The organism is Mobilicoccus caccae (genome assembly GCF_030161635.1).
GTDB classification, from domain to species: Bacteria; Actinomycetota; Actinomycetes; order Actinomycetales; family Dermatophilaceae; genus Mobilicoccus; species Mobilicoccus caccae.
Genome location: NZ_BSUO01000001.1, coordinates 3,710,973 through 3,732,140 on the forward strand (window position 1 = coordinate 3,710,973; position 21,168 = coordinate 3,732,140).

Genomic DNA, 21,168 nt, shown 5'->3' on the forward strand with positions numbered 1-21,168 from the left:
CTCATCCTGCCGTCTCGACCCCGACCTCGCGCCAGGCCCCGTCGACGGCCCGCCACGCGGGCGAGTCCTCGCCGTAGCGCGCGAGCGCGGCCGCGAGGGTGGCGCGGGCGAACGCGACGAAGTCGGCGTCCTTGGCGAGTTCTCCGGCGGTCATCACGTCGTACCAGACCGGCCCGACCGTCTGCCAGGCGCGCCCACCGACCTCGCGGGCCGCGAGCGCGAACGCCCGGTTGGGGATGCCGGAGTTGATGTGCACGCCACCGTTGTCGTGCTCGGCCGTGTGCGGGAGCGTCACGTAGTCGGCCATCGACGCCGGCTGCGGATCCTTGCCGAGCTGGGGGTCGTCGTAGGCCGTGCCGGGTTCGATCATCGACCGCAGGGCCTTGCCGTTGACGGCCTCGGTGAACAACTCCTTGCCCACGAGCCAGTCGGCCGCGTTCGCGTCGACGTCGGCGTTGAACTGCGCGGTGAGGACCCCGAAGACGTCGGAGACGTGCTCGTTGAGCGCGCCCGACTGCCCCACGTAGACGAATCCGGCCGTGTACTGGGTGAAGCCGTGGGCGAGTTCGTGACCGATGACGTCGAGGCTGTCGGTGAACGAGCGGAACACCTTGCCGTCGCCGTCGCCGAACACCATCTGCCGGCCGTCCCAGAACGCGTTATCGTAGTCGCGTTCGAAGTGCACGGAGGCCACCAGCGGGAGGCCTGCGCCGTCGAGACTGTCGCGGCCGAACTCCTGCTGGAACAGACGCCACGTGGCGCCCAGGCCGTCGTAGGCCTCGTTGACCGACTCGTCGGCGTGCGGGCCCTGGCCCTCGGAGCGCGCGAGGGTGCCCGGCAGCGACGAACCGTGCTCGGCGTCGTGCACCGACCGCTGCGGGGAGGCGGGACCTTCGCTCGCCTCCTCGGTGGTCACCGTCGGGCGTCGGCGCGGGGGCGCGGGCGCGGAGCGCAACCGGTCGGGCACGAACCCCGGCCCCGGAGGCCGGCCGCGGTCGTGAGGAGCGTGGGCCCGGACCTCCCGCTCGGTGCGCAGGGTGCGCTCGATGAGCAGGGTGTGTTCGGCGGCTCGGGCCACCGCCGGTTCGCCCGTGCGTTGGGCGAGGGTGCGGAGGAGATAGGGCGGAAGGATGCCGCAGACCGGCGGCCGGTGCGTCGTCATGTGGCCATCACAGCACCGAACACCGACAGTCCTTCGTCTACGGGCGAGGCGAGATCCAATGACTTGGTCGCCCAGTCGAACTCGCAGGGGGAACAGGCCGCGACGCCGCAGTCGCGCCTCAGTAGTCGTAGTCGTAGTCGACGACGACGGGCGCGTGGTCGGACAGGCGCTCCTCGTAGCTGCCCTCACGGTCGACGACGGCCGAGGTCGCGCTGCGCGCCAGGGCGGGGGTGGCGAGGTGGTAGTCGATACGCCAGCCGGTGTCGTTGGTGAACGCCTGACCGCGCCAGCTCCACCACGAGTACGGCCCGTCGGCCTCGGGGTGCACGTGCCGCACGACGTCGATCAGGGTGCGCGGGGAGGTGATCGAGGAGAACCACTCCCGCTCCTCGGGCAGGAACCCCTCGGACTTCTGGTTGGTGCGCCAATTGCGCAGGTCCTGGCGCGTGTGGGCGACGTTGAAGTCGCCCATGACGACGTACTGCCGGCCTCGGGAGGCCGCCGCCCGGCGTGCGGCGGTGAGGTGGCGGGCGAAGCCGGAGAGGAACCGCATCTTGCGCGCGTACTTGGCTCCGCCGTCGGGCTCGTCGCGCCCTCCGGGCTTCTGCAACTCGGCCGGCAACCCGCCCTTGGGCAGGTAGAGGGAGGCCACCGTCAGGGGCGCGTCGGCGAGGTCGACCTCGACGTAGCGCCCGTCGCCGGCGAATCCGCGCAGGTCACGGGCCAGTGGCCACGCGACGTCGTGCGGGACGGGCTCGACGTGCGACTCCCCCGGGGCGCGCACGAGCACCCCGGCGCCCCATGCCCGGACCGCTGCGGGCGGCTGCCGGGTGAGCACCGCGACCCCGTTGCGGCCGTTGATGGTCCCCTGGTCGTAGGTGAGGTGGTAGTCGCCGAAGACCCCCTCCGGCAGCATGTCCGCCGGGCACCGCACCTCCTGCAGCGCCACGACGTCGCACCCCCGCCGGTCGAGCCACTCGGAGAACCCTCGCCGCTGTGTGGCCCTGATCCCGTTGACGTTGAAGCTCGCGACACGCATGCCCGGAATCCTAGGAGGCGGCACCGACACCCCCAGCCGGCCCCTGTACCCACCGCTCCGCGCCCTCCCGCGCCCTCCGGTTTCAGGTGGGTCGTCAGCGTGCTCATCGGGAGCTACGCCTCTCTAGCAAATGGCGTAGTGAGCGCTAGCGAGCGTCATCGACCCCTCTCTCCCTCCCCCTCGGCCACTCGCGGATCCCCGTAGGCTCGCCCCCATGTCGAACACACTGCAGCAGGTGGCCGTGCTCCTCGGTCGTGGCGTCGTCCCCACCGCGACACCGGTGGTCGGGGTCGACGATCTCGGGCTCACGCGCGGTCACGGCTGCTTCGACGCGACCCGGGTGCGCTTCGCGGCCGGCGTCGCGGACATCGACGTCCTCGAGCTCCACATCGCGCGTCTGCACAGGTCGGCGGCAGCACTCGGCATCCCCTGCCCCGAGCCGGCCGCCTGGCACGACCTCACGCAGGAGGCCTGCCGCGTGTACGCCGGCGACGGTGAGGCGATGCTCAAACTCGTCCTCACCGGTGGTGGCGAGACGCTGCCGGCGGGGCCCGTCGCCTACGTCACGCTCACCGAGATCGGCGAGGAGACCTTCCGTCAGCGGGAGGGCATCACGGTGGCCACCCTGAGCCGCGGAGTCGCCTCGGACGCCTACGCGGACGCGCCGTGGCTGCTGGGCGGCGTCAAGACCATCGCCTACGCGACCAAGCTCGCCGCCAAGGAGGAGGCCCATCGACGCGGCGCCGACGACGCGCTCTTCGTCTCCACCGACGGATTCGCGCTCGAGGCACCGACCTCGGCGATCGTCGTGCGTCACGGGCGCGAGCTGGCCACCACCCCCACCGGCGCGACCGGTGTCCTCGCCTCGATCACGATCGACCGGATCGCAGAGGCGGCCCCTCAGGAGGGGTACACGCTGACCCATCGCCTGTTCACCCCCGCCGACGTCCGCGCGGCCGACGGTGCGTGGTTCGTCTCCAGCGTGCGCGGCGTCGCGCCGATCCGCCGCCTCGACGACGTCGACCTGCCCACCGACACCACCGGAGACGACGTCGTCCGACGCCTCGCGGGGTTCTGACCCCGGCACGACGTCTGGACCTGCCGGAGAGATCGGGCCCGATTCCACATTCTGGCCATATCTAGGCTTCTGCTGATACGTGGCGAGAAGACTGCATCGACTGCTGCCGGGCGGCACCTTCAGGGAACCATCTGCGGACGATGCCGCCCTCTATCACTCTCTAGTGACAACGCGAGATAGCCTCAGACGACGTCATCGACCCAGACGATCATCAGCCGTTTCTCCAGGAATCTTCCACCGGTGGCAGGGAAGCCGTAGGGTCCGAGTGCATGAACAGCCGAGCCGGACTCGCCTTCGCCGCTGCCCTTCCCCTCCTCCTCACCCCTGCCGCCGCCGCCCACGCCACCCCGACCTCCGACCCGCCCGTCGGTCATCGACTGCCCAAGGCGGCCACGATGACCGGATCCGGAGGTGCCGTCGCCTCCGTCGACCCCGTCGCCAGCCAGGTGGCCATCGATGTACTGAAGAAGGGTGGGACCGCCGCCGACGCGGCCGTCGCCGCCACCGCCGCCCTCAACGTCGTGGAGCCCTACGCCACCGGCATGGGTGGTGGCGGGTTCTTCGTCTACTACGACGCCAAGAACAAGCAGGTCAAGACCCTCGACGGCCGGGAGACCGCGCCGAAGTCGATGACCGAGACCTCGTTCCTCGAGGCCGACGGAACGCCGATGAACTTCGACAAGGCCGTCAACTCCGGTCTGTCGGTGGGCGTTCCCGGCAACCCCGCGATCTGGCAGGCCGCTCTGGACCGATGGGGCAAGCGCTCACTGACGGACATGCTCGCCCCCGCACAGCGCATCGCCGAGCGCGGCTTCGTCGTCGACGAGGCCTTCAGCGCGGCGACGGCCGACAACGCGAAACGCTTCTCGATGTTCCCGGCCACGGCCGCCGTCTTCCTGCCGGGCGGGGAGCCCGTGCAGCCGGGCACGGTGCTCAGACAGCCCGACCTCGCCAAGACCCTGGGACTGCTCCGCAAGGACGGCATCGACGCCCTCTACCGCGGCCCCATCGGCAAGGCCGTCGTCGACACCGTCAACCGCCCGAAGACCGTCGACGGTGTCACGGTGCCCACCGGTGGCATGACCACCGCCGACCTGCACGCCTATCGGGTGCTGCGCAAGGACCCGGTCGTCAGCAGCTACCGCGGCATGGAGGTCTACGGCATGCCGGCGCCCAGCTCCGGAGGGATCGCCGTCGCCGAGATCCTCAACCTCATGTCGGCGTACGAGAAGCGCACGGACACAGCGACATCTGCCACCGACGACGTGCAGTACCTGCACCGTTTCGCCGACGCGAGCGCCACCGCGTTCGCCGACCGCAACCGCTGGGTCGCCGACGTCGAGGGGGTTCCGGTCAAGGAGCTCCTCTCGAGCGGATTCGCCGCCGAGCGGGCCTGCGGGTTCGACCCGGAGAAGGCCGCCGCGCGGCCGATCGCCTTCGGTGAGCCCGACGGGTCCTACACCTCCTGCGGGCCGGTGGCTCCGGGCAAGACGGGAGGGGTCAACGAAGGATCCTCGACGACCCACCTCACGGTGGCCGACAAGTGGGGCAACGTCGCCTCCTACACCTCGACGATCGAGGCGTTCGGTGGCTCGGGCATGGTCGTGCCGGGGTACGGCTTCCTGCTCAACAACCAGCTCACGGACTTCGAGTTCACCGCCCCGACCAAGGGCGTGCCGCACCCCAACCTCCCCGCGCCGGGCAAGCGACCCCGCTCGTCGATGGCACCGACGATCGTGCTGGAGAACGGACGCCCGGTGTTCGCCGCCGGCGCGGCCGGTGGATCGACGATCATCACGACGACCGCGCAGATCCTGCTCGGGTACGTCGACCGTGATCTCACCCCCGTCGGCGCCGTGGCCGCCCCGCGGATCTCCTCGCGCAACACGGGAGCCACCGCCGAGGCCCGCATCATCGACACCAAGACCGGCGCGGCGCTCAAGGCGATGGGTCAACCGATGACGAAGGCCGAGGCCATCGGGCGTGCCACCGCGATCGCCATGCCCGCGCGCGGCGTGTTCACCCCGGCCGTCGAACCCACGCGAGGTGGTGGCGGATCCGCCATGGTCGTCGAGCCTCGCAAGCGCTGACGGGGCTCCGGGTCACAGCAGTCCGGGCGGGGATCGGGAGGTGCGCGCGCACACCGATCCCCGTCCGCGACTCCACCCCCCACCGCGTGAGGTCACTGCTCGTCGAGCGGCCGGCCGTGCTCGGTCCGGGGTCCGGGCTTCGGGGACTGCAGGCGCATGGCGGTCGTCGCGGCCCGCAACGCGGGATCAGAGGCGAATCGGGCCCACGGGACGAGGTCCACGACCTGCTCGTCGAATCCTGCGACCTCGGCCTCCCACACCCCGTTAGCCGGCCCCCTCAGTGCGTAGTCGACCGTGAGTTCCCCACCCGGCCGCAGCCAGTGCTCCTTCTCCAGACCTTTGAAGGTCTTGAAGGTGTATTTCGGTTTCGTGACGGGTTCGCCGTCACGGGTGAGGTACGTCCGGATGCTGTTGAGTGCGAGCGCGGCGGACGACCCGTTCGTCACCTGCACCCTGATGACCGTGAGGGGTTCGGACGACGGGGGGATCGGCGTTCCATCCCTGCCCAAGGACCGGAGCTTTCCGGGCGCGTACCCCTTGGGGGGATCCATGCGCACCGACACGCCTGCTGGAGTGGTCACGGTCTGCCCGAACGCCACCGGGACGATCTCCTTCGGCACCGCCTGGGCGATGCGATCGGGCGCGCGCGGAGCGTCGGTGGGGGTCGGTGACGCCGGCTCGGGCGGCATCGACGAGACGGACGTGGGCGCCGCAGGTGCCGGACCGACTCCGGCAGCGGGGGCCGCACAGGCAGACAGGGTGAGAAGAGCGACGAGTGCGAGGGGCACCTGGGTTCGTTTCATGCGGCGACGCTAGAAAGACCAGGCGCTGACGATCGGCGCCCACGAGGCGGCTGTGGACAACCCTCCGTCGTCCGTCCCGCTGGGTACGGCGGGGACGCCAGACCTGGGGGCTCCTGAACTCCCCTGCGTGCGTACGGTGTACGCGAACCCCGCGAGCGCCGGCGTCGAGTCGGCGCAGCGCCCGCCGAACACCGGACGACATCTGGCGGAACATCGCCCCGAAGAACTTGGTTCACGGGCGGCGCGTGTCGATAATTCCAGCGGCGACGAAGCCACCATCCCCTGACGTACGACCTGAAGGATCTTCCGATGACGGCTCCGTCCGCCTCCACCGTGTTCGCTGTCACCGCCAAGGTGCATGCCGACGTCGCCGACGCACTCGGCGACGCCGAGGCCACCCGCGCCCGCCTCGTCGTGGCCGCCGACAGCCAGGCCGACGCGCTCTCGGCCTTCCAGATCGCCGGCAACAGCGTCTTCACCTCGACCTTCCGCCGCTACGGCGGCCCGACCGCCGACGAGCGTGAGGTGCAGGCCGCCGCAGCCGAGCCCGGCGCCGTGTTCGCGTTCTCCCTGGACAGCCCGGACGCACCGCCGGTTCGTCTCGTCCGCCTCTGATCGTCGGAGCACCGACGCACCCCGCAAAGCGGTGGTGTGTCCGGTTTGCGACCTTCGACACCGGGGAATGGGACGGGCATGACGCTGAACCCCGAAGTCGCCCGCAACGCCGAGAAGCTCGTCACCGACCAGGGCGGGTTCCCTGCTCAGCAGCAGCAGCCGCCCGGACTGACCAGCGACATGACCCCGCTGCCCGACCACGGCGAGCAGACCTACGAAGGCTCCGGCAAGCTCGAGGGCCTCAAGGCCCTCATCACCGGCGGCGATTCCGGCATCGGCCGCGCCGTCGCCATCGCGTACGCCCGTGAGGGTGCCGACGTGGCGATCTCCTACATGCCCGAGGAGCAGCCCGACGCCGAGGACACCCAGAAGTGGATCGAGAAGGCCGGCCGCAAGGCGCTGCTGCTTCCGGGCGACATCCGTGAGGAGTCGGTCTGCACCAAGATCGTCGAGGACACGGTCGAGGCGTTCGGCGGCCTCGACATCCTCGTCAACAACGCCGGGTTCCAGATGGCGCGCCGCGATTCGATGCTCGACATCACCACCGAAGAGCTCGACCGCACCTTCAAGACCAACCTCTACGCGTTGTTCTGGATCACGCAGGCTGCCGTGCCGCACCTGAAGAAGGGCGCGAGCATCATCAACAACTCCTCGGTGCAGGCCTACCAGCCGTCGCCCGGGCTCATGGATTACGCCTCCACCAAGGCCGCGATCACGAACTTCACCGTCAACCTCGCCTCCGAGCTGGGCGAGAAGGGCATCCGGGTCAACTCGGTCGCCCCGGGCCCGATCTGGACGCCGCTGCAGCCGGCCACCCAGCCGGAGGAGAAGGTCGAGCAGTTCGGTGGCGACACGCCGCTCGGCCGCGCGGGGCAGCCCTCGGAGTGCGCCGGGGCCTTCGTGTTCCTCGCCTCGCCCGCCGATGCCAGCTACGTCTCGGGCTCGATCATCGGTGTCACCGGCGGCAAGGCCGTCTTCTGATCCGAGAACCACTCACGCGAAGCGCCTCCTGCCACGCGGCAGGGGGCGCTTCGTCGATCTGCCGGCCCGACCGACCCCCGCACGCGAGGAGGATTCCGACCGCGCGGGGGCCGGCCGATGCCTACGCCAGCCCGAGAGTGCGCTCCTGACGCCTGATCACAGCCTCGAACAGCGCGTCGGCCGGCTCCGCGGTCCCGACGAAGTGGCCGGCCAGCTCGAGGCCGACGAAGCCGACGAGGGCCGCCAACTCGGCCAGGACCGCCGCGGCGCCCGCCGGATTCGCGCCGGGGGTGGCGTCGACGACCTCCCGCATCTGCGAGCGCAACGCGGCGTCCGTGAACTCGGCGACCTCGTGTCCTGCGCCCGCGGCGAGGAAGGGGCCGCGACCCTCGCCGCTGCGGGGACGGTCTCGGGTGGCGCGACGTAGCCGGGCACGGGCGTGCCGTAGATCAACTGGAACTCATGGGGATTTGCCGTGGCCCATGCCCGCAGCGCCCTGGCCGTGGACGCCCATCGACCAGGCTCGGCCTCGGCGAGCGCATCGGCCAGGTGCTCGTAGCTCTCGAGGATCATCGCCGTCAGCAGCGCTTCGCGGCTCGGAAAGTAGCGGTACACCGCCGAGGACACCAGGTCGACCTCCCGCGCGACCCTGCGCATCGACAGTCCGCCACCCCCGTGCTTGGCGATCTCCCGTCGTGCGGCCAGGAGGATGGCGGCGGTCGTCACCCTGCGCGCGTCGTCACGGATTCCCATGGGTCCCACCTTCGTCGGGAGTCGATCAGGCCTCGCCGAGCATATCCGAGAGCACTGCTCTTGAAAATGCGAGAGCACCGCTCTAGATTCATGTCATCACTTCGAGAGCACTGCTCTCACTATCGAAGGAGATGTCTCATGGATCGACGACTCGTGGCTCCCGCCGTGGGGACCGGTGTGTTCATGGCCCTGTACCTGACGACGCGCCCGTACGGCGATGCGAGCGCCGACCCGCACGCGATCGCTGCGGCCTTCGCCTCGCCCTGGTGGGTGGTCGCCCACGTGAGCGGCATGGCGGCACTGGCCTCGGCGGCGCGCCTGGGGGTGCGGATGTTCGACGTCGCGCCCAGCGGCCTGAGCGCGGTCGCGCGGTGGTGCGGCCTGGCCGGACTGGTGCTGGTCCTGCCCTACTACGGCGCGGAGACGTTCGCGCTGCACGTCCTCGGTCAGCACGCGGCGGCCGGTGACCTCGGCGCGCTGGAGGTGGCCCAGCAGATCCGCAACGGTGGCGTGGCCATGACGATGTTCGGCGCCGGCCTGCTGTCCTTGGCGGTCTCGGGAATCGCCTCGGCGCTCGCGTGGGCCCGCGTCGGCTCCCCGCGCTGGGCGGCGGCTCCGCTCGGAGCCTGTATCGCGACAGCGCTGCCCCAGTTCTTCCTGCCGTCGGCGGGACGCGTGGGGTTCGGGATCGTGACCCTCGGCGCCGCCCTGCTGCTCGCGTGGCACGCGGCCCGACGGAACGGCCACGCCGGCCGCGTCCGCCGCGGGCACGAGGGGGTGCAGCGAGCACCAAACGGGACCATAACGCGCGAGGTCGGAGGTCTTGGCGGCCACGACGACGCTCCCACCTGCGCTTATGCGGATGACACCACTAGGTAGGCAGCCTTTATAGTCCCGCTTCATGCTCGGGCGGCGGTCTCGACGAGCGACGTCGGACCTGGTGTCGACCCGCCCGGTCGACCCGGCCGAGGGCCATCCGCGACGAACAGCCTTTTAAGGTCGGAAGGGCCGACCCGGCTCGACCGAGAGGACCGCCGATGACCACGCACGAGATCCCCGGACCCCCGTTCCGACTCTGGTCCACCGAGCACGAGCCCGTTCTCACCGTCTCCGACGGCGATGTCGTCGAGTTCACGGTGCAGGACGCCTCGGGTGGGGTCTACGACGACGCGCAGACCGGTGCCAACCCTCCGGCACTCGACTTCGACCGGGTGTATCCCCTCGCCGGGCCGGTCGTCGTCGAGGGCGCCGAGTCGGGAGACGTCGTCTCGCTCGAACCCCTCGAGTTCACCACCGGTGACTGGGCGTGGACCGCCTCCATCCCCGGGCTCGGGCTGCTTCCGGACGACTTCGACGACGCGTACCTCTACCGGTGGGACATCCAGAACCAGAGCAGCGTCGCGTTCCACGACGTGGCCACGATCCCGTTGCGGCCGTTCCTCGGGGTCATGGCCGTGACGCCCGACGTGGCCGAACCGACTCCGGTCATGCCGCCCGGTTACTTCGGCGGGAACATGGACTGCCGCGACCTCGTCGTCGGCTCGACCCTCTACCTGCCGGTGCAACTGCCCGGGGCCCGTCTGGCGTTCGGCGATCCGCACGGCGCTCAGGGTGACGGGGAGGTGTGCGTCTCGGCGATGGAACTGGGCTCGATGCAGGGCGCCGTGCGGGTCCGCCTGCACAAGGACCGCGTCATCCCCGGCCCGCAGTTCGAGACCACCGGCCCGCTGCGAGCCGGCATCGAGGACGCCGGCCACCACGCGACGATGGGCGTCGCGCCCGACCTCATGAAGGCCGCGCAGGACGCGGTGCGGGCGATGATCGACCTGCTCGGGCGCGAGTACCGCCTCGAGCCGCGCGATGCCTACCTGCTGTGCAGCGTCGTGGTCGATCTCAAGATCAGCGAGGTCGTCGACGCCCCCAACTGGGTCGTCACCGCCTACCTCCCGAAATCGGTGATGAACCGGCGCTGACACCTTCGCCTCCCGAGTCCTGCGCCCACGTTCAACGCCGTGTCGCGCCGCCGAAGAACAACACGGACGACATCGACCACCGGCTGAACACCGCCCACCTGGGCAGATGGTTGACACGGTCTCATTCATGTTGTCGGTGTTGTTCTTCGATCCGTGGGACCGCCGTTGCGCGCCGCCCGAGCGCTGGCGGGAGGCACCGTCGAAACGGCGCGAATCGCCTGTTCAGGACCCTGTTGCGCGGCTGGATGAGGGGGCGGAATCCTGCGCCCGACATTGTGAGCTCGCTGAGAGATGGGCGTGGGGGATGGGAGAATGCGTGAGTCGACTCTGATGGTGCGGCCGAGACCCGGCCGCCCATCACGAGGGGGAAGATTCACATGCGTATTGGTCGCCGGGCAGGCCGCACCATCGTCGCCGCCGTCGCGTGCGCCACGGCGTTGAGCCTGGTGTCGATCGAGGGGCAGACATCGTCGGCGTCGACGGCCGCGCCGGGTCAGGCGCAGGCACGGACTCAGACTCAGACGCAGGTTCTGAACGCGGCCCAGGTGGCCGGGGTGTCCAAGGGGAAGGCCCCGCGCAAGGCCAACAAGGCGCGCCGCGGGGGCAAGGTCGCGTACCTGACCTTCGACGACGGCCCGAACGCCCGCTTCACCCCGCAGGTGTTGTCGCTGCTCAAGCAGTACAACGCGAAGGCGACGTTCTTCATGATCGGGAGCAGCGCGAAGGCCAACCCGGCCCTCGTGCGGCGGGTGCGCGCCCAGGGTCACGCCATCGGCAACCACACCTACAGCCACCCGTGGCTCAACAAGCTGTCCGCGGCGGGGATCCGCAGCCAGCTCACCCGCACCGACGCCGTGATCGGCCGGACCACGTGCATGCGCCCGCCGGGCGGGTTCGTCAACAACACCGTCCGCAAGGTCGCGCGGAGCCAGGGCAAGAGCGTGGTCATGTGGTCGGTCGACACCCGAGACTGGGCCCGCCCCGGAGCAGGTGTCGTGTCCCGCAACGCACTACGCCCCGCCCGCAACGGCAGCATCATCCTCACGCACGACGGCGGCGGTCCCCGCCAGCAGACCATCGCCGGTCTGCGCACCGTCCTCAAGACGATGACGGCCCAGGGCTACCGCTTCGAGAAGCTCCCGGCCTGCCGCTGAGCACCCACTGCGGCGACAGCCGCTCCGACACCAGAAGACTCCCGGGCTGAGGGGACCGGGAGTCTTCTTCGTCTTCGGGGCTTGGCCGCCGGCCGACCCGCGACAGTTGGGCGAGTGTGATCGGGGGTTTTCAGGCGTCCGGTGAGAGTTCCACCCGGTGGCACACCTGCCGTGGCAACGACGAAGCTCCCGACCGGATCGTCTCCGGTCGGGAGCTTCGGGAAACCGCAACAGGTAGTTACTGTGAACTACCCATGGTGCGCGAGGGGGAGTTGAACCCCCACGCCCTTTCGGGCACACGGACCTGAACCGTGCGCGTCTGCCTATTCCGCCACTCGCGCGCGCCGAGCAATCCTCCCAGAGATGGGGCCCAAGTGCCAACCCGGCCTCCCGGGCGTCGCGCGAAGGGTTGTCGGTGGGTGGTGGCACGCTGCGGTCATGGGCACGTTCACCGTCCGCCTGACCACGCCGCTGACCCCGGCCGAGGCCTGGCGACGCATCTGGGACCTCGACGCACACACCCGCGTCATCCCCTTGACCCGCCTGCGCGGCGACGGCACGGCGGGCGCGGCTCTCGGCGTCGGTGGGAGGTTCGTCGCGCGCACCGGGCTGGGGCGGCTGGCCGTCGACGACGTCATGGAGGTGCGGCGCTTCGACGCCCCGAGCGAGGGGAACCACCACGGCCGGGCGATCGTCGAGAAGTCGGGCCGGGTCGTGCGGGGGCGGATCGACGCCCGGGTGGAGCCGGCGGCGTCGGGCTCCCGGGTCACCTGGACCCAGGAGATCGGGCTCGCGCCGCTCCCGCGGGCCGCCGATCCGATCCTCGAACGGGTGGCCGCCGCCGCGTACCGGCACGTCCTCCGGCGACTGCTGAAAGGGGGATGAGCCCGGCACGACAGCGAACTCGACACCCCCGCGGGTGGTGTCATCACGGTCAAGACTTGGCCTGAGCGGTGCTCAGGGTGCAGGCGACTCCCGAACGTGGCCTATACCCTGGAAGTCGATTGCGGAGGAGGGGATACCGATATGGGCTTGTTCGATCGTGTCGAGCAGAAGCTCGAACGCGTCGTCAACGGCGTATTCGCCCGCGCGTTCAAGGCCGAGGTCCAGCCGGTCGAGATCGCCTCCGCCATGCGCCGCGCCATGGACGACCGCGCGGCCGTGGTCGCCCAAGGACGCACCATCGTGCCCAACGCCTTCACCGTCGAACTCGCTCCGACGGACTACGAACGGCTCAACGAGTACGAGCAGGTCCTGCGCACCGAACTCGTCGCATCGGTGCAGGAACACGCCGAATCTCAGGGATACACCCCCGGCGGCCCCATGTATGTCGAGTTCGTCGACAGCGATGACCTCGACACCGGCGTCTTCCGCGTCCTGCCCGCCAGCGCCCGCGAGCCACGCCCCTCCCGGCCCGGCCACCGCCCCCGGCCGCGCAACGAACTCATCACCCCCCAGGCCACCGCCGCCGCCGAAGGCAACGTCGGACTCGCCGGCAGCGCCGCCCAGGCCGCCGCGGCAGCGACCGCCGGAACGGCCGCGGCACGCCGCGCCGCCTACCCCGACCCCCACGACACCCACGACCCCGCCGAGGTCCCACCCGGATTCACCGACGCGCGTCGACAACTCAGCGACGACGGCGACCGCCAGGCCCTCGAACAACAACGGGCCCACGACCTCGCCGCCTGGCCCGACGACGACGCCGACAACCCCCGAGCGGGCTACGACGACGCCGCCGACGACCCGTGGGCCGGCGAGGACCGCACCTCCCCACCCACCGCGCGCGCCGACGCCGTCCCGCCGCCCGCCGCGCCACCACGCGCCGCCGCCCGGCGCCCCTGGCTCGAACTCGGCCACGACTCCTACCCGCTGCTGTCCGCCATCACCGTCCTCGGGCGCGACGCGGCCGCCGACATCACCCTCGAGGACTCCGGAGTCAGCAGGCGCCACTGCGAGATCCGCGTCACCCACGACGGCCCGCACCTCGTGGCGAGCATCCGCGACCTCGGCTCCACCAACGGCACCTTCGTCAACGGCGAGCGCATCACCACGTCCCGCCTCGCCGAAGGCGACCGCATCACCGTGGGCCGCACCAGCCTCTCCGTGCGGTTCGGGGAGCGCTGATGGGCGAACTCACCCTCTTCGTCGTCCGCATCGGCCTGCTCGCCCTCTTGTGGATCTTCGTGTTCAGCATCGTCGGCGTCATCCGCAGCGACCTCTACGGCACCCGCATCGTCCAGCGCGGCGGCACCGGCCGCAGCCGCGTCCGACCCACCGAGAACGCCCCCGCCGGTTGCGCGGACGCCGGCCCCTGTCGGTCCTCGCCGTCGTCGAGGGCAGCCTGCGCGGCTCCACCGTCCCCCTCAAGGAATCCGGGGTCCTCCTCGGCCGCAACCCCGAGTGCACCCTGGTCATCGACGACGACTACGCCTCCGGACGCCACGCGCGCGTCTACTTCGAGGACCGCTCCTGGTACGCCGAAGATCTCGACTCCACCAACGGCACCTTCGTCGAGGGGCACCGCATCACCGAACCCACCCCGCTCAAGGAGGGCACACAGCTGCGCATCGGCACGACGGTCCTGGAACTGGGCCGCTGACGATGACGCTCGCGATCCACTTCGCGGCGCGCACCGACGTCGGTCTCGTGCGCAGCCGTAACGAGGACTCCGGATACGCCGGACCGCACCTGCTCGCCGTCGCCGACGGCATGGGTGGACACGCCGGCGGCAACGTCGCCAGTTCGCTGGTCATCGCCCGCCTCGCCCCCCTCGACGGCGACAGCCACGGCTCCGACGACGCCCTGGAGATCCTCGCCCGCACGCTCGCGACCGCCAACACCTCCCTGTCGACCGCGATGGAGGACAACCCCGAGCTCAAGGGCATGGGCACCACGCTGACTGCCCTCATGCGCTGCGGCCCCCTCGGGCTGGCCCTCGTCCACATCGGCGACTCCCGCGCCCACCTGCTGCGCGACGGGCACTTCGCCCAGATCACCCGCGACCACTCGTTCGTGCAGAGCCTGGTCGACTCCGGCCGCATCACCGAGGAGGAGGCCGAGCACCACCCACAACGCTCCCTGGTCACCCGCGTCCTCACCGGCGCCCCCGAGGACGAGCCCGACCTGTCGATCCGGCAGGCCCACCTGGGCGACCGCTACCTCATCTGCTCCGACGGGCTGTCGGACTACGTGGGACGCGACACGATCGCCGAGGTCGTGGGCTCGGGCATGGGCCCCGACGAGACCGCCGAGAAGCTCGTCGACCTCGCGCTGCGCGCCGGTGCCCCCGACAACGTCACCGTCGTCATCGGCGACATCGTCGACACCAGCACCAGCCCCTCCAGCCAGCCGATCATCGTCGGCGCCGTCGCCGAACGCCGCGCCGACCTCACCCAGCCCGTGGCCCTGTCCCCGGCGGCCAAGGCCGCGGCCCTGCGCCGCGAGGCCCTCGGCACGGTCGACGACGAGGAGGACGAGACCGACGCCCCACGCCGCCCCTGGTGGCGCGTCGCCGCCGTCATGACCCTGGTGATCCTCGCCCTCGCCGGCGCGATCTACGCCGCCTACGACTGGACCCGCGACCGGTACTTCATCGGCGACGACGGGGCCTACGTGGCCGTCTACCGAGGCCTGCCCCAAGACCTCGGCCCCATCCGCCTGTCGACCCTCGATCAGGTCACCTCGATCCCGCTGTCCGACCTGCCGCCCTTCGAACGCGGCGCCGTCGACTCCCGCATCTCGGTCGACGACCGCGCCGCGGCCATCTCCCGCGTCGAGAGCCTGCGTCAGACCGCCGACGCCTGCCGGACCCAACGCAGCATGGGCACCCCTGCGGATCGGGGGGTCGTGACCACGGTCAGCCAGTTCTCCCCCGCACCCGGCGCAACGTCGAACTCGCGCTCATCCTGCTCGCGGTGACGATCGTGCTGCTCGCCTACGTCGCCGTCGGCCTGGGCGTCAACGACACCGTGCCGCTGGACCTCCTCACCCACGGCGGCGCCCTCCTGGCCCTCACCGTCGGGTTCCACATCGTGCTGCGCTGGCGGGCCTCCTACGCCGACCCCCTCATGCTGCCGATCGCGTCGCTGCTCAACGGCCTCGGACTCGTGATGATCCACCGCCTCGACCTCGCCAAGGGCCCCGAGAGCGAGATGGCGGGCCGACAGGTCATGTGGAGCGCCCTGGCCGTCGTCGTGGCCGCGCTGGTGCTCGTGTTCCTGCGCGACCACCGCAGGCTGCGCCGCTACACCTACACGTTCATGGCCGCCGGTCTGATCTTCCTGCTGCTCCCGCTCGTCCCCGGGCTCGGGCGCCAGATCTACGGCGCGCGCATCTGGATCGGTATCGGTCCGCTGTCCTTCCAACCCGGTGAGGTCGCCAAGATCCTGCTCGCGATCTTCTTCGCCGGGTATCTGGTGCAGACGCGCGACGCCCTCTCACTCGTCGGCCGCAAGATCCTCGGCTTCCCGCTGCCGCGCGCCCGCGACCTGGGGCCCATCCTCATCGCGTGGATCGCCAGCCTCATGGTCCTCGTGCTCGAGCGCGACCTCGGTTCCTCCCTGCTGTTCTTCGGACTGTTCGTGGCGATGCTCTACGTCGCCACCGAACGCATCAGCTGGATCGCCATCGGCCTGGGACTGTTCGCCGGCGGCGCCTACCTGGCCTACCTGCTCTTCGACCACGTCCAGCAACGCGTCATGTTCTGGCTCGACCCGTGGTCGGACGCGGCTCTGGCGCAGAGCGACCAGCTGGTCCGAGGCCTGATGGGCATGGGTGCGGGTGGCCTGCTCGGCACCGGCCTCGGACAAGGACATCCCTATCTGACGTACTTCGCCGAGAGCGACTTCATCGTCCCGAGCTTCGCCGAGGAGCTCGGCCTCGTCGGACTGTTCGCCATCCTCATGCTCTACGGACTCCTCGTCGAGCGCGGTCTGCGCACCGCCCTCGGCACCCGCGACGGGTTCGGCAAACTCCTCGCGACGGGCCTGACGTTCTCCATCGCGATGCAACTGTTCGTCGTCGTCGGCGGCGTCACCCGGGTCATCCCCCTCACCGGCCTGACCACGCCGTTCCTCTCCCAGGGCGGGTCCTCTCTCCTCGCCAACTGGGCCATCGTCGCGATCCTGCTGCGGATCAGCGACCACGCGAGGCGACCCGTCCCGCCGGCCAAACCGATGGCCACGCCCCCGAGCGGTCAGGCGGTGGTGACGTCGTGAACAACCCGATCCGCAGGCTCGCCCTCGTCATGGCGATCATGTTCTGCTCGCTGCTGGTGTCCTCGACGTGGATCCAGTTCTTCCAGGCCCAGGAGCTGCGCGACAAGCCCGGCAACCGGCGCACCCTGCTCGCCACCTACAGCCGCGAGCGCGGCCAGATCCTCGTCGGCAACCAGGCCGTGGCCCTCAGCCAGCGCACCGAGGACGAGTTCGCCTACCAGCGCAGCTACCCGCAGGGCCCGACGTACAGCCACATCACCGGCTACCACTCGTTCATCTACGGCGCGGGCGGTGGCCTCGAGAGTGCCGCCGACAAGCTCCTGACCGGCGACGATCCGCGCCTGTTCTTCCGCAGGCTCGGCGACGTCATCACCGGACGCCAGCCCAGCGGCATCAACCTCGAGCTGAGCATCGATCGTCGCGCCCAGCAGGCCGCCGAGGAGGGGCTGGGAGATCAGCGGGGTGCCGTCGTGGCCCTCGATCCCCGCACCGGCGCGATCCTCGCGATGGTCAGCCACCCCGATTTCGACCCCAACCGCCTCGCCGGGCACGACAGCGCCCGCGTCCAGGCCGCATGGGCCGACCTCAACGAGAACCCCGGCCGGCCGCTGGTCAACCGTGCCATCGGCGGCGACACCTACCCGCCGGGCTCGGTGTTCAAGGTCGTCACGGCCGCAGCGGCGCTGGAGTCCAAGCGGTTCGATGAGAACAGCGAGCTGCCTGGACCCGCCCGGTTGCCCCTGCCCCAGACGAACATCGAACTGCCCAATGCGGGCGGGGGCCTGCGGCGACGGCCGCCCGAGCCTGACCGACGCCCTGGCGAAGTCGTGCAACACCGCCTTCGGGTGGCTCGGCATGGAGCTCGGGGCGCAGGCGTTGCGCGACCAGGCCGGCAAGTTCGGGTTCGGTCAGCAACTGTCGGTCCCCATGGCCGTCAGCCCGAGCCGCGTGCCCGAGCAGATCAACAAGCCGCAGGAGGCGCTGTCGGCCATTGGACAGTACGACGTGCGCGTCACGCCGCTGCAGGTCGCGATGATCGCCGCCGGGGTCGCGAACGAGGGCGTCGTCATGCAGCCCTACCTCGTGCGGCAGACCAAGGGCGCGGACCTCGCCGTGCTCGACCAGACCCAACCCCGCGAGCTGGGGCGGGCCGTGTCCAAGGACACCGCCGGAGCCCTCAGCCGCATGATGCAGAAGGTCGTCACCGACGGCACCGGGACCAGGGCCCGGATCGACGGGATCAAGGTCGCCGGCAAGTCCGGCACCGCCGAACACGGCGAAGGCCGGAATCCCCACGCATGGTTCATGTCGTTCGCACCCGCGGACGACCCGAAGATCGCCGTTGCCGTCGTCATCGAGGACGGTGGCAACGCAGGCAGTGAAGCGGCCGGAGGACGGATCTCCGCGCCGATCGCCCGCGATGTGATGAAAGCAGTGATCGCCCCATGAAGTTCACGACCGGCGCTGTCTTCGGCAATCGCTACACCCTCGGTGAACGCATCGCCGTCGGGGGGATGGGAGAGGTCTGGGAGGCCACCGACCAGGTCCTCGGGCGCATCGTCGCGATCAAACTCCTCAGTCCGGGGCTGGCCGACCAGGAGGGCTTCGCCCAACGCTTCCGTGAGGAGGCCCGCAACACCGCCGCCCTGTCGCACCCGAACATCGCCGCGGTGTACGACTACGGCGAGGACGCGGGAGCGAACTGGCTGGTCATGGAACTGGTCAAGGGACAGCCGCTGTCGGCGATCATCGCCGAGAACGGCCGGCTGTCGGCCGAGCGGACGATCTCGATCGTCTCCCAGGCCGCGCACGCCCTGCAGGCCGCCCACGACCGCGGGGTCATCCACCGCGACGTCAAGCCGGCGAACATCCTCGTCAAGCCGAGCGGCGAGGTGAAGCTCACCGACTTCGGCATCTCCCGCGCCACCGACGCCGTGCCCATCACGCGCACCGGTGAGGTCATGGGCACGGCGCAGTACATCTCGCCCGAGCAGGCGACGGGACAACCGGTCTCGCCGGCGAGCGACATCTACGCGCTCGGGTGCGTGGCCTACGAGATGCTCACCGGCACCCGCCCCTTCGACGAGGGGTCGCCCGTCGCCACCGCGATGGCGCACGTCACCACCCCGCCCCCGCCGCTGCCCGACACGGTGCCGCCCGCCCTGGCTGCCGTCATCATGGCGTGCCTGGCCAAGGCCCCCTCCGAGCGACCCCGGAGCGCCCGCGCGCTGGCCGACACCCTCCGCGGTGCCCCCACCGGCGGCTTCCCGGTGACGGCGCCGATGGCCGCCACCGAGCGTCTCTCCCCGGCGACCCGGGTGGCTCCGGCAGGCGCTGCCGTGCCACCGCGGCGCACCACGCGGGTCCAGGAGACGCCCGCAGAGGAGCCGAAGCGCAAGAAGAACCCCCTGTTCTGGATCATCCCGCTCGTGCTGCTTCTCGTCGTCGGCGCGTTCCTGATCGCTCAGGCACTCGGTGATGGCAGCCGCGACACGACTCCGACGCCGGCACCGACCACGGCCACGCAGTCCCCGACGCCCACCCAGACCGAGACCACCGACGACTCGGTGCAGGTCACCGCCTCGGACTACATCGGCCTGTCCTACGACGAGGCCGCCCAGCGCCTCCAGGGCCTCGGTCTGCAGGCGCGACGCGGCGCCGAGCGTGAGAACGAGGCCCCGCGCGGTCAGGTCATCGGTCTGTCCCCGAGCGGCCGCCTCGACCGCAATTCCACGGTCACCCTCGACGTCTCCAGCGGTCCGGCGCCGGAGGAGACGCCGACACCCACGCAGACGCAGACCCCGACCGAGGCCCCTCCGCAGGAGACCGAGGCCCCGCCCACCGAGGACCCGCAACCGCCGGAGAACTCCGAGCCGGAGGCCCCCGCCACCGGCGCACAGGGCACCCGTGGGCCCGGTGGCCCCGCCGGCGCGGGTGTCGGGGTCGACACCGAACGCGCGGACCCGACCCCGAAGACGGGGTCACCCGATCCCGACACCACCAGCACGCCGGAGGAGTGAGCGTGAACGACGATCGCCGCCTGCTGGCCGGGCGCTACGAGGTCGGTGACCTCATCGGACGGGGCGGGATGGCCGACGTCCATCTCGGGTACGACACCCGCCTCGGCCGGGAGGTCGCCGTCAAGATCCTGCGCTCCGAACTCGCGCGGGACCGTTCGTTCCTCATGCGTTTTCGACGTGAGGCCCAATCGGCCGCCAGCCTGAACCACCCGGCGATCGTCGCCGTCTTCGACTCCGGCGAGGAGGCCATCACCGAGAACAACGGCACGACCGTCTCGGTGCCCTTCATCGTCATGGAGTACGTGCGGGGCCGAACCCTGCGCGACGTGCTCTCCGAGGACGGACCGTTCGAGCCGTTCGAGGCGGCGCGCGTCATGTCCCAGGTCCTGCGCGCCCTGGACTACAGCCACGACAACGGCATCATCCACCGCGACATCAAGCCCGCCAACGTGATGATGGGCCACAACGGCCAGCCCAAGGTCATGGACTTCGGCATCGCCCGCGCGATCGCCGACACGGCCGCCACGATGACGAACACGAGCGTCGTCGTCGGCACGGCCCAGTACCTCTCGCCCGAGCAGGCCCAGGGTCAGGAGGTCGACGCCCGCTCCGACCTGTATTCGGCCGGCTGTCTGCTCTACGAACTCCTCACGGGCCGACCGCCGTTCGTCGGTGACAGCCCCGTCGCCATCGCATATCAGCACGTCGGTGAGCCGCCGCAGCCGCCGTCGGTGCACACGCCCGGCATCCCCACCTCGCTCGACGTCGTCGCCCTGCACTCCCTCGCGAAGGCGCCCTCGGACCGGTACCAGAGCGGTGAGGACTTCGCCGGCGACCTCGACGCCGTCATCACCGGCGGCGCCACCCTCGCCGCCCGGGAGGCCGTGGCCGCCGGGCGTCTGTCCCCGTCCAGGCCGACCGAAGACCGCGACCGCACCGGCTCGACCGCGGTCGTCCCCGGGCCGGTCGACGTCCTCACCGAGGAGACCGTCGACGAACCCGAGCGCAAGCGCCGGCTGTGGCCGATCATCGTCGGTGTCCTCGTCCTGCTCGCGGCCCTGCTCGGAATCCTATGGAGTCAGGGCGTGTTCGATCGCGCCCCCGATCCGGTCGCCGTACCCGCCGTCGTGCAGAAGCCTCAGGAGGAGGCGACCCGCATGCTGCAGGAGGCGGGCTTCGTCGTGGCGGCACAACCGGTCCAGAACCGGGCGCAGGCGGGCACTGTCGTGGAGCAGCAGCCCGTCGCGCAGTCGCTGCAGCCCCCGGGTCGACGGTGACGCTGTC

At 70.7% G+C, this 21,168-nt stretch carries 19 protein-coding genes, 1 tRNA gene and 2 pseudogenes; 16 read left to right on the plus strand and 6 right to left on the minus strand.

All coding sequences use genetic code 11. From position 1 onward, the window contains the following. Position 1 precedes the first annotated feature (1 nt). Both QQK49_RS18145 and QQK49_RS18150 read right to left on the minus strand, forming a co-directional pair. A complete protein-coding gene (locus QQK49_RS18145) occupies positions 2-1,162 on the minus strand; it encodes a M4 family metallopeptidase (protein WP_284305200.1) in 1,161 nt (386 codons plus the stop codon). Positions 1,163-1,280: 118 nt separating this feature from the next. After that, the gene (locus tag QQK49_RS18150) at positions 1,281-2,201 is read right to left on the minus strand and encodes an exodeoxyribonuclease III (RefSeq protein WP_284305201.1); all 921 of its coding nucleotides are present in this window, start codon (positions 2,199-2,201) and stop codon (positions 1,281-1,283) included. Positions 2,202-2,415: 214 nt separating this feature from the next. On the opposite strand from QQK49_RS18150, the gene QQK49_RS18155 reads away from it, so the two are divergent. Further along, positions 2,416-3,279, plus strand: coding sequence for an aminotransferase class IV (locus QQK49_RS18155; protein WP_284305202.1), 864 nt, complete (start codon positions 2,416-2,418; stop codon positions 3,277-3,279). Between the two features lie 269 nt (positions 3,280-3,548). Further along, positions 3,549-5,369: a gamma-glutamyltransferase gene (ggt, locus tag QQK49_RS18160; RefSeq protein WP_284305203.1), complete on the plus strand. Its 1,821-nt coding sequence runs from the start codon at positions 3,549-3,551 to the stop codon at positions 5,367-5,369. Between the two features lie 92 nt (positions 5,370-5,461). On the opposite strand, the gene QQK49_RS18165 is transcribed toward ggt, so the two are convergent. Next, complete coding sequence (locus QQK49_RS18165; RefSeq protein WP_284305204.1) at positions 5,462-6,172, minus strand: hypothetical protein; 711 nt, start codon at positions 6,170-6,172, stop codon at positions 5,462-5,464. Positions 6,173-6,481: 309 nt separating this feature from the next. On the opposite strand from QQK49_RS18165, the gene QQK49_RS18170 reads away from it, so the two are divergent. Both QQK49_RS18170 and QQK49_RS18175 read left to right on the plus strand, forming a co-directional pair. Next, the gene (locus QQK49_RS18170) at positions 6,482-6,787 is read left to right on the plus strand and encodes a hypothetical protein (protein ID WP_284305205.1); all 306 of its coding nucleotides are present in this window, start codon (positions 6,482-6,484) and stop codon (positions 6,785-6,787) included. Positions 6,788-6,865: 78 nt separating this feature from the next. Further along, positions 6,866-7,768, plus strand: coding sequence for an SDR family oxidoreductase (locus tag QQK49_RS18175; protein ID WP_284305206.1), 903 nt, complete (start codon positions 6,866-6,868; stop codon positions 7,766-7,768). A 121-nt stretch (positions 7,769-7,889) separates the two neighbouring features. Here the strand turns inward: QQK49_RS18175 and QQK49_RS18180 are convergent, their stop codons facing one another. Together QQK49_RS18180 and QQK49_RS18185 are read right to left on the minus strand one after the other, a co-directional pair. After that, positions 7,890-8,093 (minus strand): WHG domain-containing protein, encoded by a 204-nt coding sequence (locus QQK49_RS18180; RefSeq protein WP_284305207.1) that lies wholly within the window; start codon positions 8,091-8,093, stop codon positions 7,890-7,892. 110 nt (positions 8,094-8,203) lie between these two features. After that, a pseudogene (locus QQK49_RS18185) lies at positions 8,204-8,521 on the minus strand (TetR/AcrR family transcriptional regulator); the annotation flags it as partial. Between the two features lie 138 nt (positions 8,522-8,659). Here QQK49_RS18185 and QQK49_RS18190 point away from each other — a divergent pair. From QQK49_RS18190 to QQK49_RS18200, 3 genes are all read left to right on the plus strand, one after another. Next, positions 8,660-9,400 carry a hypothetical protein gene (locus tag QQK49_RS18190; RefSeq protein WP_284305208.1) on the plus strand — a complete coding sequence of 247 codons (741 nt, stop codon included), beginning with the start codon at positions 8,660-8,662 and terminating at the stop codon, positions 9,398-9,400. Positions 9,401-9,558: 158 nt separating this feature from the next. Then, positions 9,559-10,494, plus strand: a complete 936-nt coding sequence (locus QQK49_RS18195; protein ID WP_284305209.1) for an acetamidase/formamidase family protein — start codon at positions 9,559-9,561, stop codon at positions 10,492-10,494. 377 nt (positions 10,495-10,871) lie between these two features. After that, positions 10,872-11,648, plus strand: coding sequence for a polysaccharide deacetylase family protein (locus QQK49_RS18200; RefSeq protein WP_284305210.1), 777 nt, complete (start codon positions 10,872-10,874; stop codon positions 11,646-11,648). Positions 11,649-11,903: 255 nt separating this feature from the next. On the opposite strand, the gene QQK49_RS18205 is transcribed toward QQK49_RS18200, so the two are convergent. After that, a tRNA-Leu gene (locus QQK49_RS18205) sits at positions 11,904-11,989 on the minus strand. Between the two features lie 97 nt (positions 11,990-12,086). Here QQK49_RS18205 and QQK49_RS18210 point away from each other — a divergent pair. The 9 genes and pseudogenes from QQK49_RS18210 (at position 12,087) to pknB (ending at position 21,161) form a co-directional block, all read left to right on the plus strand. Then, entirely contained in the window at positions 12,087-12,533 is a 447-nt protein-coding gene (locus tag QQK49_RS18210; RefSeq protein WP_284305211.1) for an SRPBCC family protein, read from the plus strand. Between the two features lie 147 nt (positions 12,534-12,680). After that, positions 12,681-13,772 carry an FHA domain-containing protein gene (locus QQK49_RS18215; RefSeq protein WP_431310549.1) on the plus strand — a complete coding sequence of 364 codons (1,092 nt, stop codon included), beginning with the start codon at positions 12,681-12,683 and terminating at the stop codon, positions 13,770-13,772. Positions 13,773-13,941: 169 nt separating this feature from the next. Beyond that, on the plus strand, positions 13,942-14,247 hold the full coding sequence (locus QQK49_RS22960; protein WP_348536229.1) for an FHA domain-containing protein FhaB/FipA: 306 nt from the start codon (positions 13,942-13,944) through the stop codon (positions 14,245-14,247). A gap of 2 nt (positions 14,248-14,249) precedes the next feature. Then, complete coding sequence (locus tag QQK49_RS18225) at positions 14,250-15,566, plus strand: PP2C family protein-serine/threonine phosphatase (RefSeq protein ID WP_284305213.1); 1,317 nt, start codon at positions 14,250-14,252, stop codon at positions 15,564-15,566. Beyond that, on the plus strand, positions 15,563-16,864 hold the full coding sequence (locus tag QQK49_RS18230) for an FtsW/RodA/SpoVE family cell cycle protein (protein WP_284305214.1): 1,302 nt from the start codon (positions 15,563-15,565) through the stop codon (positions 16,862-16,864). Before QQK49_RS18225 ends, QQK49_RS18230 begins: the two co-directional genes overlap by 4 nt. Before the next feature lie 38 nt (positions 16,865-16,902). Beyond that, positions 16,903-17,526, plus strand: a pseudogene (locus tag QQK49_RS23400) (penicillin-binding transpeptidase domain-containing protein); the annotation flags it as partial. A gap of 106 nt (positions 17,527-17,632) precedes the next feature. Next, complete coding sequence (locus QQK49_RS22975; protein WP_348536231.1) at positions 17,633-18,313, plus strand: penicillin-binding transpeptidase domain-containing protein; 681 nt, start codon at positions 17,633-17,635, stop codon at positions 18,311-18,313. Then, on the plus strand, positions 18,310-19,884 hold the full coding sequence (locus QQK49_RS18240; RefSeq protein ID WP_284305215.1) for a protein kinase domain-containing protein: 1,575 nt from the start codon (positions 18,310-18,312) through the stop codon (positions 19,882-19,884). The genes QQK49_RS22975 and QQK49_RS18240 overlap by 4 nt, the downstream gene beginning before the upstream one ends. Positions 19,885-19,886: 2 nt before the next feature. After that, positions 19,887-21,161 carry a Stk1 family PASTA domain-containing Ser/Thr kinase gene (gene pknB, locus QQK49_RS18245; RefSeq protein WP_284305216.1) on the plus strand — a complete coding sequence of 425 codons (1,275 nt, stop codon included), beginning with the start codon at positions 19,887-19,889 and terminating at the stop codon, positions 21,159-21,161. The last annotated feature ends 7 nt before the right edge of the window (positions 21,162-21,168 follow it).